Genomic DNA, 13,611 nt, shown 5'->3' on the forward strand with positions numbered 1-13,611 from the left:
ATAGGTGCTCCAGAGTTGTCCATCAGGCGTCGCAGACAAGGGCTTCCTGGTCACGGCCGACGATGTCCGCTGACATTGAGTAGTAAGGGGCGAACGTCGGAGCGCTCGACTCATCAGTCCACCCCTTTCGCCGCCAAATACAGCACCTCGCTCGCCGCACTGCATATGACGACGCGATTCGTCAGCACTTCCAACGCGAATCGCTGACGCTGGGACACTTCCGAACTATTCTCGGGCCAAACAGCCAGAAATGACGGCCGCGTCGACACGAACTGACCGCTTCGGCCTGTGGACATGCATTTTCCTGCATGACTCTTTCCATTACCTGCAATGTCAAGTCGACGGAGATGCCTTGTCCCACAATGTAGTTGTGGTCCGCTGAGAGACGTGATCGGACCAACCAACCAACTCATTTCCCATTTAGCCGGTCGAAGGCCCAGAGTAGGGTTCCTTTCGTGCTGGCTGCAGAAGAGGTCATTGCATGAAAACTGGAAGTCGTGTCACAGGATTGGTAGCGCTAGCGCTTGCACTGTCGCTGACCGCCGGCTGTAGCGGCGGCATCGATAGCAATGATGTTCCGGGCAAAGACGTTAAAACCAGCGCTGCCAATGTCCCGGACGCAGCTGTTGGACATGTTCCATCGCTCCGCCCTGAGCTTTTCACCCAGGTTAGTGGCCCGGAAGCTGCCCTAAATGACGATTCATTTTTCCCTGAGGCCTACCTTGAGGGGCCCGCGTTCGATCGCAAGGGCGAGTTTCTGTATTTTACAGAGAACACGAAAATTTATAGGCTCCGCATGTCAGACAGAAATCTCGAGACGATTGCTACATACCCTGGTGCTTCGTTGTCGTCGATCGCGATCCACAAGGACGGACGTCTTTTCGTGGCTTCCATCAGCGATAAGTCTCTGAATGGCGGCGGACGTCTGTTCTCGATCAATCCCGACGGATCCGGCTATCACGAAATCGCTGCAAGCACGGCCGACAAGCCCATTAATCCGGACGATCTTGTTTTCGACCGAAAGGGAAATCTCTACTGGACGGACCAACGAGGCGAAGTCTTGCACCCACAAGGACATGTTTTCAAGACGTCACCGGATGGACAGCAAACCGAGGTCGTCACTGATAATCTCACGACCCCGAACGGCATTGCGCTAACACCAGACGACAGCCAACTGATTGTCAACGAGTTTCAAACCGGCAAAATCATCGCAATCGGTATCGACGGCGAGGGGAAAGTTTCGGACGGACCGTTTGGCAAAAACATCACACTAAGTCATCAATTTGAGCCGCAAATCCGAGTGGACTCAAATGAAGTGGATTCGGAGGGAAACGTCTACATCGGGTCATATGGCAAGGGCACCGGTTATGTGATTAATGCTGCAGGGGACCTAGTTGCTAATTTGGAATTTCCGGATCCCAAGGGCTACAAGTTTCTCTGCAATTTTTCCATTCGACCTGGAACGAATGAAGCCTTCGCGGTTGCAGGTGGATCGAAGGGCTTGGCTATCTATACGTTTGAGTCACTGGATCCCGGTATGACGCTTTATGCGCAGCAATAGCACGGTGTCAAGTAACCAAGGCTAGACCCACGTCTGGCACGATCGACCGGTAAGGTTAGTCGATCGTGCTGGGAGTGTGTCACCGGGCGAGAAACGCCGTTTGAGCGGGTACCCGATCCACGGCACAACGTCAGAAGAGTCCAGCAAGGGTCGCCTGTACTGCAACTTATTCGGCTAGATCAGGCCTTTTTCGGTCGCCCGACCGGTAGGGCCACTGGCCGTTTGCGACTGGTCACTGGACTTCCCGGTCACTGCTAATGCTCCCAGCGACCCCGTGTGGGTTGACGACTCAATGGCGACCTTTGCTTGACAGATGCTGGCTGAGACTGGAGCCTTGATTACCAAATGGTAAAACATTTTACTACTTTCTTGCATAGCAACTTATGGCCGGCTACACCAAAAGCTACATTGTGCGGGCCGACGGAAGTATGCCGACGGGATGGCTGGGTGCGGTGAATGCCCCAGGTCACCTTGGAAATTAATCAATTCTTGTGGAGGAACATATGTCAGTAACGTCGCTGGAGAAGAACGCCGCATTGACAGACGGGCCGTTACTAGACCCGGTCATGGTTGGCCCCTATCTTCTGAAGAACCGGTTTGTTTTACCACCGCTGACCCGCAGCCGGGCTGGCGTGGGGGACGTCCCCACTGAAATGCATGCCATCTACTACGGTCAGCGGGCACACGCCGGTCTTCAGATCACGGAGGGTTCCCCTATCAGCCAGGAGGCCACGGGTTTTCCTTGGACGCCGGGTATCTACACGGCCGCTCAGATCGACGGGTGGAAGCTGGTAACAGGTGAAGTCCACCGTCGAGGCAGTCGGATTTTCCTGCAGTTGTGGCACGTCGGCCGTCAATCCCACTCTTCGCTGCAGAAGGATAATGCCTTGCCTGTTGCGCCCTCGGCCGTACCGGCAACCGGTCAAATCTTCACCTCGGGCGGAATGCGGGACTTTGAAACTCCCAGAGCCCTTGAGGCTGCGGAGATCCGGAGGGTTGTAAAGCAGTTCGGCGCTGCCGCACGGAATGCCTTGGAAGCTGGATTTGATGGGGTCGAGGTTCACGGAGCTAACGGTTACCTGATCGATCAGTTCCTATGTGAGGGTTCCAACACTCGAACCGACGAATATGGGGGCTCCATCACCAACCGTATCCGTTTTCTCCGCGAAATTGTCGAGGAGGTCATCTCAGTCTGGGGGTCGAATAAAGTGGGCGTCCGTCTCACCCCTTCCAGCGTGTACGGGGATATGTTCAGCAGTGACAAACTGGAGCTCTATTCAACAGCCGTGAAGGAGCTGGACAAGTACGGTCTCGCCTACCTTCATCTTGTCGAACCAAACGTCAAAGGATCTGAAATTGTAGAAGCCGCCGCCGACGCCATCCCGACCAGTCACTTCCGGTCGCTTTACTCCGGGACAATTGTTGTCGCTGGCGGGCTAACCTTCGAAGCTGCCGAAAGGGCAGTGTTAGACGGGGTGGCCGATTTGGTCGGGTTTGGGAAAGCATTTATCGCAAACCCGGATCTGCCAGTCCGATACTTGAACGGAGCTCAGGTTCACGAGCCCGACAGCGCGCTCTACTACGGTGGAGATGAAGCCGGCTACACGGACTACCCCAGCTGCGCCGACGAAGAATATCTGGCGCGTCTCCGCGCACTGATAGTAGCTGGCCGGGTCTCGCAAGAGGATGTCCTGGCCTCACTGAACTCCGCAAATGCCGGGGAACAGATTGATGGCGGAGCCTACTACGCCCGTCTTGTGCTGAACCGAGAAGCCTCCTGACCAGTTGCAGGGCCGACGTCGGACGTGATCTGCGGCGCCGATCTCGAAGTCACTCAACGGAATTACTTCAGTAAGACTTGGAGATCGGCGCCTGCCGCGGACCACCAAGACGCCGATGTCAAAGTATGTTCATGGGAAGCCGGACTGGAGCCCAGACCGGGCCGCCTCGTCCTATGCATCTAAGGCTGTGTGTCGATGCGTGGTAAACCTTTCCCGTCACCTTTTGTAAGCAGTAGGTCCAAGGTCAAGTTGGTCGGATAACTTGGCGCACCCCACGAACTCCCGTTGCCTCCAGGCCAACGCCCTGCGCTCGGGCTGAGGTTGGGCGAGATCCAGATTTGGCTATGCGTAGGGGATAAGCGTTTACTGCGAGGATTTCGTAAAACCCTTGACTACTTTGGCCGGGTTGGCATACGGTTTCAGCAACCCCTAATTGACAATCTCCAGACGAAGGAGTCAGGACATGAGTAGTCTTCAAGACAAAGTAGCGATCGTGACCGGTGCCGGGCAGGGAATAGGGCAGGGCATCGCCCTTACCCTCGCCGCGCACGGCGCCAAAGTACTGGTCACCGACCTTGACGAGGCCAGGGCCAAGACGACTGCCGCGAGCATCCAGGCTTCAGGCGGCGCAGCCTTGGCACTGCAGCAGGACGTATCGGATCTCAGCTCCATGGGCCGCATTAAGGATGAGGCTCTTGCGACCTTCGGGGGCCTGGACATCCTGGTAAACAATGCCGGTGTAGCGATGCAAAAGCCCTTTGATGAGGTCACGGAAAAGGATTGGGACTTCATCAACGACATCAACAGCAAAGCGTTGTTCTTTGCCTGCCAGAGCGTCGCTAAGTACTTCCGCGAGCGTAAGTCCGGCAAAATCGTCAATATCGCCTCGTTCTGCGGCAAGCAGGCCATTGTTGAATACGCCCCCTACAACGCCTCAAAATTCTCCGTTGTCGGAATCACCCAGACATTGGCCTTGGAACTTGGTCCTTACGGAATCAACGTCAACGCCGTCTGCCCTGGAGTCGTTAAGACACCATTGTGGGAGGCTCTTCCGCCAGAACAGTGGGCCATGCAGGAGGAAAAGATTCCCCTCCGTCGCGGACAAACTGCAGAAGAAATTGGCGAAGCGGTGGCATTCCTCGCCTCAGAGCGTGCGCGGAGCATTACCGGAGCCAGCCTGCCGGTTACCGGCGGATTGGCGATGTGGTAACCATGAGCTCCCTTTTCGAACCGCTGGAAATCCGCGGAATGACCCTGAAAAACAGGGTCGCGATGTCCCCGATGCTCATGTACATGGCCGGTGACGATGGACTAGTAACTGAACGGCATTTCGTTCACTACGGCGCACGTATTCTGGGCGGCGTAGGCCTGGTCATGACAGAAGTCGTGGCGGTCGAACCACGCGGGCGCATCAGCCGTCAGGACCTGGGTCTTTGGGCAGACACTCAGATCGAAGGATTGAGCCGCCTTACAGGTTTCGCCCACGACTGCGGCGCCAAGATCGGGATTCAGCTCGCCCACGCAGGCAGAAAATCGACGGCGCAGGGTAAAGGCGTTGGTCCTTCCGCTATCGCCTACGGTGAATTTCCTGCCCCTCAGCCGTTGGATGTTGCCGAACTCCGGAGCATTGTCGATGCATATCGTCAGGCTGCTGTGCGGGCTGACCGGGCAGGGTTCGATTGCCTTGAAATTCATGCCGGCCACGGCTACCTGCTCCATGAATTTCTCTCGCCTATCTCAAACCTAAGAACGGACGAGTACGGAGGATCGGCCCAGGGCAGGGCCAAACTGACGCTCGATGTCATGGCCGCCATCCGGGAGGTGTGGCCGTCCGAAAAGCCGGTCTTCGTCCGTGTTTCGGCCGAGGATGGAGTAGACGGGGGTATTTCGCTTGAAGAAACTGATGGGTTGGTAAAGCAGCTGGTCAGCTTGGGTGCTGATCTGATCGACGCTTCCAGCGGAAACATCACCCCGGGTTATTCAGGCCGTATCTTCCCCGGATACCAAGCTAAATACTCGCAGCGGATCAAAGAGTCCTGCGGTGTCCTTACGGGGACAGTTGGATCGATCAGCACCGCGGAGGTAGCGGAGCTGGTTGTGTCCTCCGGAAGCGCTGACCTTGTCTTCGTGGGCAGGGCACTCCTAAGGGATCCGCACTGGACCCTCAATGCTGCCAAGACAGCAGGAGTTGAGCTTGATCTTCCCATTCCCACTTACGCCAGGGCAACAGGGCCCTACGACCGCGGCTTCTAGCGCGCCGGCAAACTAACAAGGAGGAATCATGTCAGGAAGACTTGAGGGCAAAGTCGCTCTTATTACAGGCGCGACCGGAGGCCAGGGCTCGGAAGAGGTCAAACTTTTTGCCAGAGAAGGCGCGAAGGTTGTCATCGCCGACATTTCGCACGAGCGCGTAAAGATGCTGGCAGAGGAAATTGAATCCACAGGCGGCGAAGCGCTTCCAATCGTTCTGGATATTTCACAGGAGACTGACTGGGAGGCCGCGATCGCCTCAACCGAGGAACACTTCGGGCGGTTGGATGTCTTGATAAACAATGGGGGTGTTATCAGCCTTGCCGGTATCGAAGCCTCAGAACTCGAAGAATGGAACTGGATCCTCTCAGTCAACCAAACTGGAACCTGGCTTGGTATGAAGCACAGTGTTGGCCTGATGCGCAAGGGCGGGCGGGGAGGCTCTATCATCAACCTGTCTTCCATTTATGGTGTGGTAGGCAGCGGCGACTGCGCCGCTTACACAGGGACCAAGGGCGCCGTGCGCCTTCTAACCAAGACGGCAGCTGTTGAATTCGCCAAAGACAATATCCGGGTCAACTCCATACTCCCCGGGCTCATTGACACACCGATGACCAAGGCCGTGCTGGAGCAGTTCGGCAACCAACATCCCGACATTGTCCGGACCCCCCTCGGCAGGGCAGGTCGGCCGGAAGAAATCGCCTACGGCGCCCTCTTTCTCGCCAGCGATGAGTCTTCGTTCATTACCGGAACCGATCTGCTTATCGACGGCGGTCGAACCGCCAACTAGGCACCAACCAACCAGCCGGTAGCGAGCCTGCGCACGATAGAAAAGGATATTTATGGCTTACACAGTAGTCTTCCTCACCCGGCGTAAGCCTGGATTGACCTTCGAGCAGTTCACTGATCACTACCTGACGACACACTTCGAGCTTGCCTCGCGTGTGCCGGGACTGGTGTCTTACCGGCAGCAGCCGGTACGGCACGATGGTGCTCCTTTACTGGAAGATTCGGCCCCTGCTTACGATGCGGTTTCGGAGTACAGCTTCGCCAGCGACGAGGACGCCAGGAAGGCACTTGCCTCCCGAGAGTGGGCGGCGCTAAATGAGGATACGGGGGAGTTTATCGATTGGCCTACTGTGGTCACTCTTCCGGTTCGAGATGCCCACGTCTTCGGGGGGCAGGTAGTACCGGAGTAACGCGGCGGGAAGCTGATAATGATAGGAAGTAAGGGGCGGGAGGACACTCCCGCCCCTTACTTATTGGGGAGTGTCTCCCAAAATCAGCACCACGAAGGTCGAAATGCTGGAGGGGTGTCACCCATTTTGGGGTCAGAACCAGTGGTGCTCGCCAGGCGCCCGGTGTTTCGCTTCTTCTGAGGGGACGCGGGATCGGATCCATGCCAGACTTCTGGCTGAGGCGGACACTGCGGGGCCAGAAGCCTGGGCTGCTTCGGTGGATTCGACCATCAACCGGGCCAAGGTAACTCATCTCGGGAAAACGCCCACCACTGCGTAAACCGGGGCATTGGAACTCTAACGCCGTGCCCTCTGACCAGATCGAGAATCGCAAGCACCGCGGTTCACGAGGCGGCCGCCCCGTGAACTTAGACTCCGATGCCTACAAGCGCCGCAACACTGTTGCGAGGTCTTTCCGCCTCTTCAAACCATGGCGCACCATCGCCACCCGGTAAGACCAGCCTGCTCTGCACTGACCCGCCGCGCGGGCGTCATCCTTGACGCCGTCGTCATCTGGTTTCGGCAATTAAAGGGTCGTGCTTGCGCGGCGCAGACGTTTCGCTTCTGTGGTGCAACGGAAAGACCGCCGGGACGCCGGAGGCGCCCCGGCGGTCTTAACGCCGGATATTCAGAATGCCGGCTACGAGTATGAGACAGTGAACCTCTCATTGTGATGCTGCGGATTGCAAATCTCGTCGACCAATGCCAGCGCGTAATCACTACCAGAAATGGTGGACCTGCCGTTGGAGTCAGCCAGGACATGGTCCTTACCCTTCCGATAAGAACCCTGCTTTGTACCCGCGAAGGCCGCCCCGAACTGGGCCGGCGGACTGAGGTAAAACCAGTTTGCAGGACCCCGGTATGAGCGCAGGATGTCGAGAACTTCTGCCTGCTGAGTTGCCTGCGGCTTGAATGCTTCCGGGAATGTGGGTTGCTCGAGCACTGTGATCTTCCCGTCGCCGGTCAGAAGGGTGCCTGATCCTCCCACGAATGCAAGCCTGGCACCTGAGGTTTCTGCAGCCTGCAGAAGATGCGGCACGGCGGAGGCCAAGCGAGCGTCGTCCGTCATTTTGACCGCGGAGATAATCACGTCGGCGCCCTCGCTGACCTGATGGACAAGCGAGGCGTCCAGAACCGAGCCCTGTACCCACGTCACTCGTGGTTGCTCCATGCTGTCCTGACCGCTGCGGGAAACAGCCGTCACAGAGAAATCTCTGGAAAGAAGTTCCAGCAGGATGTGGCCCCCGGCGAATCCGGTGGCTCCAAAAATCACTGCCCTTGGCATATGGGACCTTTCTTCAAGCGAATCGGGTGGTGAGGGTTAGTGGTAGGTGGCGCCCCTGTACTGGCGCGTCCAGTAGTCGATTTCTTCGCCGAGTTCGTGGGCGGCACGCAGTGCGAAATGGGGGTCGCGGATCATTTCCCGCCCCAGCATGACGGCCTCCGCTCGTCCGGAGGCTACGATGGCTTCCGCCTGTGACGAGGTTGTAATGAGTCCAACTGCATTCACGGGAACGTCCCCGTGCTTGCTGATGTGTTCTCCCAGGGGAACCTGATATCCGGGCTCCACAGAGATAAAGATGCCATTCAAAATACCCCCGCTGGAGATGTCGAAGAAGTCAGCGCCGGCGTCCTTACACCAAGCGGCCACTTTCGCATTCTGGCTTTCGTCCCATCCGCCCTCGGTCCAGTCCGTACCGGAGAAACGCACGAAAAGGGCGAGGCCTTCGCCGATGGCTTCGCGCACGTTCTTTACGATGCGGAGAAGGAGCTTGGCACGGTTCTCCAGGCTGCCTCCGTACTCGTCCGTCCTGAGATTGCTGAGCGGGGACAGGAACTGATGGAGCAGGTAGCCATGAGCCGCGTGGATCTCAATAACGTCGAATCCTGCATCCTTGGACCGAACCGCAGCCGCGACAAAGTCATCCACCACCTCGTCGATTCCGGCGGTCTCAAGTTCCAGGGGAATGTCGAACCCCGGGTAGGCGATGGCAGACGGAGCTACGGTTTTCCAGCCTCCCTCAGAGAGGGGTTTGGTTGTTCCACATTTTTCGTGGAACAACTTGTAATCGGAAGCCTTGCGCCCTGCGTGCGAGAGCTGGATCCCTGCAGCGGCGCCTTGAGAATGAATAAAACGGGCGATCCGCGCCCATGCATCCCGTTGATCGTCGTTCCACATGCCGGTGTCTTCACTCGTTATCCGGCCCTCAGGGCTTACCGCAGTCGCTTCTGCGAAGATTAGCCCGGCACCGCCGGCAGCGGTCTGCCCCAAGTTGACCAAGTGCCAATCGTGCGGGATGCCGTCATGGTCATCGACCGAGTACTGGCACATGGGTGACACCCAGATGCGGTTACGGATCGTCGTATCTCTGATCCTAAGCGGCTGGAACAACGCTGACTTCGCCACAAGGACTCTCTTTTCCGTGAAAGGGTTGGAACCACACTTGTCGTGATCAGCCGCAGCATGGTTTGATTTCGACCATCCGGCTGTGCATGCCGCACCCGTTGGAGGAAGTGCAGCAGCTGATGCGAGATGCAAGTCACAGGCAGGGCTACCTGTATTCAAAACGTTCAAGGCTTGATTGTCAAGCATTTTACTTTTAGTCCCTGTGATTCACCCATGCCTGCTGCCCCGCGTGGTTGAGCTTTTCGAGCAGGTCAATGAAGGTCTGTAGCTCTTGGGGGGACAGGGGCGACGCCCATTCCTGCTCCCGCTCGTTATGGAGAAGGAAGATGCGCTCAAATGACTTCGCACCGTCGGGAGTTAGCGCGAGTATGACGCCGCGCCGGTCCGACCGATCAGGCTCTCTGGTCATGTGCCCGGCAGCTTCCAAGGTGTTCGTGAGACTGGACACGGCAGCGCGGCTCATGCCGGACAATTTTGCGGCCTTCTTCGATTCAATTGCTCCCGACACCCAGACCGTAAAGAGGAGCCTGAAGGCCGCCCAGCTCCAGCCTGCGGGGCGATGAACCGTCGACTCAAGGTCATAAATGACTGCATTACTGACCCTATGCAGTAGTAGGACCATTTGCATTGCGCCTGGGTCAACCTGAGGTAGCCGCCGATGCGTCACGCCCACAGCGATATCGGAAAAGGATAGAAAATCACTGTGCGACACATCGGGGGGCTGCGATTCGTCGCTGATTGCGTCACTTGAGCCTGTGCCCATGCTCGGTCGTGTCCCCTGTCTGCCGGAAAGGTCTGCCATCGTGCTCTCCGTTCGGTCGATGCCCTGCGGGCGATCGCCCTATCATCAAACTTTTTACTACCTCAAGTCCAGCATGTCGTGTCAATGCGGAAGATGTTAGAGCCAAGGTCTAGCGCCACGGCCCGGAGTGGTCTATTGTCCTTCCTACAAGAAGTAAAGCCTTTTACTATTCTCAATCTGCGGGGTAGACCTAGCCTCACCCTGTTGCCACTTCTCAATTGCGAGGTCAACGATGACTACCGAAGTTCAGTCCCCCCTTCCTTCCTGGGGCCGTTCCCAGGCTTTTGTGCCGGTGCCCAATAACGCGGTTCCCGTAAACGAGTTCCATCTCGCTGACCGTTTGGCCATCCTCGACGCCTTGGCGCGTTATGCGTGGACGTACGATGAGCGGCAGATCGTGGCTTTGGGCAATTCATTCACCGAGGATGCCGTGTGGGAAGGCTCTGTCGCCGGCGAGTTCCGCATCGAACCGATTCGCGGACGCGAGGCGATCTCGTCTTGGCTTCAGGAGCACATGGCCAACCAACCGGACCAGCGCCGGCACAACATGACGAACCACGCTTTCATCTCACAGGACGCCGATTCCGCTGAGGTGACCTCCTACCTCTTGCTCACCTCTGCCAGTGGGGGAGAGGTCAAACTTGTAACGACCGGGTTCTACAAGACCAAGCTGGTTAAGGCGTCGTCGGGTGAGTGGCTCATTGAACACATCTTCGGCGGTTTTGACACACCCTTCTAGCCACGTACCCGGCATCTTCGGCGTTTTAGCCCGACCGTTTAATACACATTCGACAATGCGAGTTAGTCCCTGAGCGATCAGGGTGCGCGCCCGAGAGCGTCACCCTTCGTTGAGGCCGACAGGTCATTATGTCGCCCCAAAAATACCCAGTGAGCTGTGAGAGGCCTCCTATGGATCCCCAATCTTCATCACGTGAGGCGGCGCCGTCGGCGCTCCAAATCACGAACTTTTCCAAAACGTTCGCGGGACAGAAGGCCCTGGACGACGTTTCATTTGCCGTACCGAGGGGGAAGATCACGGCACTCTTGGGCATGAACGGCTCCGGCAAGTCAACCTTGATCAAAATACTCGCCGGCGTCTACCAGCCAGACACAGGAGGCAGACTCGAAGTAGGAGGCCAGGACGTGCCCCTGCCCCTTACTCCGGAGACCGCGCATAGGCAGGGCCTGCGATTCCTTCATCAGGACGTAGGCCTGGTCGACAGCCTGTCCATAGCTGACAACTTTGCCTTCGTGGACAGGTTTCGGGCCCCAGGCGTGCTTGGGCCCATTAATCACCGAAAGCAGTACGACCACGTCGCCGCGACTTTGGCAAAGTTCGGCGTCGAACAGCATCCTGGGACCTTGGTGGGCAAACTCAACCCCTCGCATCGGACGATGATCGGCCTCGCCCGCGCCTTTCAGGACGAGGAGGAATCAGGTGTAAAAGCCTTCGCCCGCAATGTCGTCGTTCTAGATGAACCGACAGCGTCTCTGCCCGCAAGCGAAGTCGAAACTATCCTGACGTCACTGGAGGAACTCAAGGCCAACGGTGGGACAGTTATCTATGTCAGTCACCGAACGGAAGAAGTTAAACGCCTCGCCGACCATATGGTGATTCTCCGCGACGGCAAACTCGTCGCCGACGAACCAACGGCAGAATTGGGCATCGACGACATCGTCACCCGCGTCGTAGGCAAGAAGATCGAAAGGACCCGCATACCCCGCTCCTCCGAGCGAGAAGGCAGCGTAGTGCTGTCCGCCTCCGGAGTCACAGGCGCACGGCTGCGTGGAGTGGATTTCCACGTCCGGTCCGGCGAAATTGTCGGTATAGCTGGACTAGTGGGATGCGGACGCAGCGAACTGGTACGAATCTTGGCCGGCGCCCAACTACCCACGGCTGGGACCATGCTGCTCCACGGCGAGGACTATTCGCCGAGAACTCCAGCCGACGCCATTCGCGCAGGAATCGCGAGCGTTCCCCAGGAACGCCGCCGCGAAGGAATCGTCCTACCCATGACCGTCAAAGAAAACATCACTCTGGGCCGACTTCGCTCGTTCACCCAGGGGGGCACCCTGAGCGGGAAGAAGGAGTTCGCAGGAGCACGTGACTTGGTAAATCGCTTCAGCGTCAAGCCCAACGACCTTTCCCGGGTCATCGGACTACTCTCGGGCGGCAACCAGCAAAAGGTCGTCGTAGCCCGGGCAGCAGGCTACGGAGGCGTTGCCCTGATCCTGGATGAACCCACGCAGGGCGTCGATGCCCTTGCCAAACAGGAGATAGCCAACACCATTCGGGAGCTCGCCAGCCAAGGGCTGGCAGTTGTGCTCGCATCCACAGACTTCGAAGAGTTCGTCGGACTCTGCGACCGCGTCGAAATCCTTGATCGGGGCAAAGTAGTTGCCACCGCTGAAGGCGACGACATCAACGAGGAACGGCTCGCCCTCCTGTGCGCGCGGCCAGAAAAGGCAGCCTAGGTCATGAAAATAAGTCAACCCCGCGTCGAACCGACGCCCCTGCCCCCTCAGAAGGACACCATGAGTACTACAGCACAAACCTCTTCGGTCGGGCATGCGCGCCCGAAACGCAAACTCGATCTCGGGTCGCTGGGGACGTCCTATGGGGTCATAGTGTTCCTTGTCGTAATGGTCATCGCTTTCTCCATCATGCTGCCGGCGACATTCCCGTCCGCGGATAATGCCAAAGCAATCCTCTCGGACCAGTCCATACCCGTTATCTTGGCACTGGCCGCCATCCTGCCCCTAGCTGCAGGTGAGTTCGATCTCTCGCTCGGTGCCACCCTGGGCTTTAGCGCCATCACCGCCATCTCGGTGTCGAATGCAGGTGCTCCGCTGCCGGTCGTCCTTTTGGTTTCCGTCCTCGTCGGCGCCCTTGTCGGCACTGTCAATGCCGTCCTAGTCGTCTTCGTCAAGGTAAACGCTTTTATTGCCACCCTTGCCTCAGCAACCATCCTTGGAGGTCTCAATCTCCTGGTAACTGGAAGCTCGCTGCTTGTGCTGGAGTCCGATGAGTTCGGCGCACTAACCGTGACTAAAGTAATGGACCTCCAAATCGTTCTGGCCTATGCCGTCGTCCTGGCAGTCGCTTTGTACTACGTCCTGGAAAAGACACCCTTTGGACGTTACCTCCGTGCCACTGGCATGGGACGCGATGCCGCGCGGTTGAGCGGGGTACGAGTCGACAGGTATTTGGCGGCCTCCTTCATCCTCGCGGGAGTCCTGGCCGCTCTTGCTGGCGCGCTGGTGGCTTCCCGGGGAGGAACAGCTGCACCTTCATTGGGGCCGGAATTCCTACTCCCCGCTTACGCAGCCGCCTTCCTGGGCGCAACAACAATCAAGCCCGGTTACTTCAACGTTTGGGGCACCGTCATTGGTGTCGTTCTGCTCGCCGTGGGCAGCAACGGGCTGACCTTGATGGGAGCCCAGACATGGGTAACGAACGTGTTCAACGGCGTTGCACTCATGGTTGCCGTGTCTGCTTCGGTACTTGTTGGGCGCCGCAGGAAAAAGGCCGTTTAGCAAGCAGCCATCAATCCGTATTAGCAATCAAAGAA

Annotated in this window: 12 protein-coding genes; 9 read left to right on the forward strand and 3 right to left on the reverse strand. The window is 57.7% G+C overall.

Features of this window, described 5'->3' with window-relative positions:
• The first annotated feature begins 481 nt into the window (after positions 1–481).
• The 6 genes from LDN85_RS09535 to LDN85_RS09560 all read left to right on the forward strand — a co-directional run bounded on the left by LDN85_RS09535 (position 482) and on the right by LDN85_RS09560 (position 6,791).
• Positions 482–1,561 (forward strand): SMP-30/gluconolactonase/LRE family protein, encoded by a 1,080-nt coding sequence (locus LDN85_RS09535; protein ID WP_223945214.1) that lies wholly within the window; start codon positions 482–484, stop codon positions 1,559–1,561.
• Between the two features lie 503 nt (positions 1,562–2,064).
• Positions 2,065–3,342: an alkene reductase gene (locus LDN85_RS09540; RefSeq protein ID WP_223945215.1), complete on the forward strand. Its 1,278-nt coding sequence runs from the start codon at positions 2,065–2,067 to the stop codon at positions 3,340–3,342.
• Between the two features lie 463 nt (positions 3,343–3,805).
• Positions 3,806–4,552, forward strand: a complete 747-nt coding sequence (locus LDN85_RS09545) for an SDR family NAD(P)-dependent oxidoreductase (RefSeq protein WP_223945216.1) — start codon at positions 3,806–3,808, stop codon at positions 4,550–4,552.
• A gap of 2 nt (positions 4,553–4,554) precedes the next feature.
• Entirely contained in the window at positions 4,555–5,595 is a 1,041-nt protein-coding gene (locus tag LDN85_RS09550; RefSeq protein WP_223945217.1) for an NADH:flavin oxidoreductase/NADH oxidase, read from the forward strand.
• A gap of 28 nt (positions 5,596–5,623) precedes the next feature.
• Complete coding sequence (locus LDN85_RS09555; protein WP_223945218.1) at positions 5,624–6,382, forward strand: glucose 1-dehydrogenase; 759 nt, start codon at positions 5,624–5,626, stop codon at positions 6,380–6,382.
• Between the two features lie 52 nt (positions 6,383–6,434).
• Positions 6,435–6,791 (forward strand): EthD domain-containing protein, encoded by a 357-nt coding sequence (locus LDN85_RS09560; protein ID WP_223945219.1) that lies wholly within the window; start codon positions 6,435–6,437, stop codon positions 6,789–6,791.
• 679 nt (positions 6,792–7,470) lie between these two features.
• Here the strand turns inward: LDN85_RS09560 and LDN85_RS09565 are convergent.
• The 3 genes from LDN85_RS09565 to LDN85_RS09575 all read right to left on the reverse strand — a co-directional run bounded on the left by LDN85_RS09565 (position 7,471) and on the right by LDN85_RS09575 (position 10,039).
• Positions 7,471–8,115, reverse strand: coding sequence for an NAD(P)H-binding protein (locus LDN85_RS09565; protein ID WP_223945220.1), 645 nt, complete (start codon positions 8,113–8,115; stop codon positions 7,471–7,473).
• Positions 8,116–8,151: 36 nt separating this feature from the next.
• On the reverse strand, positions 8,152–9,237 hold the full coding sequence (locus LDN85_RS09570) for an NADH:flavin oxidoreductase/NADH oxidase (protein ID WP_223945221.1): 1,086 nt from the start codon (positions 9,235–9,237) through the stop codon (positions 8,152–8,154).
• Between the two features lie 193 nt (positions 9,238–9,430).
• A complete protein-coding gene (locus LDN85_RS09575) occupies positions 9,431–10,039 on the reverse strand; it encodes a MarR family transcriptional regulator (RefSeq protein WP_223945222.1) in 609 nt (202 codons plus the stop codon).
• A gap of 232 nt (positions 10,040–10,271) precedes the next feature.
• Between LDN85_RS09575 and LDN85_RS09580 the strand changes: the two genes are divergently transcribed.
• The 3 genes from LDN85_RS09580 to LDN85_RS09590 all read left to right on the forward strand — a co-directional run bounded on the left by LDN85_RS09580 (position 10,272) and on the right by LDN85_RS09590 (position 13,576).
• Positions 10,272–10,778 (forward strand): nuclear transport factor 2 family protein, encoded by a 507-nt coding sequence (locus LDN85_RS09580; protein ID WP_223945223.1) that lies wholly within the window; start codon positions 10,272–10,274, stop codon positions 10,776–10,778.
• Positions 10,779–10,948: 170 nt separating this feature from the next.
• Positions 10,949–12,514: a sugar ABC transporter ATP-binding protein gene (locus LDN85_RS09585; protein ID WP_223945224.1), complete on the forward strand. Its 1,566-nt coding sequence runs from the start codon at positions 10,949–10,951 to the stop codon at positions 12,512–12,514.
• A 60-nt stretch (positions 12,515–12,574) separates the two neighbouring features.
• A complete protein-coding gene (locus tag LDN85_RS09590; RefSeq protein ID WP_223945225.1) occupies positions 12,575–13,576 on the forward strand; it encodes an ABC transporter permease in 1,002 nt (333 codons plus the stop codon).
• Positions 13,577–13,611 lie beyond the last annotated feature (35 nt).

The sequence above is a fragment of the Arthrobacter sp. StoSoilB20 genome, from assembly GCF_019977295.1.
Classification (GTDB): domain Bacteria; phylum Actinomycetota; class Actinomycetes; order Actinomycetales; family Micrococcaceae; genus Arthrobacter; species Arthrobacter nicotinovorans_A.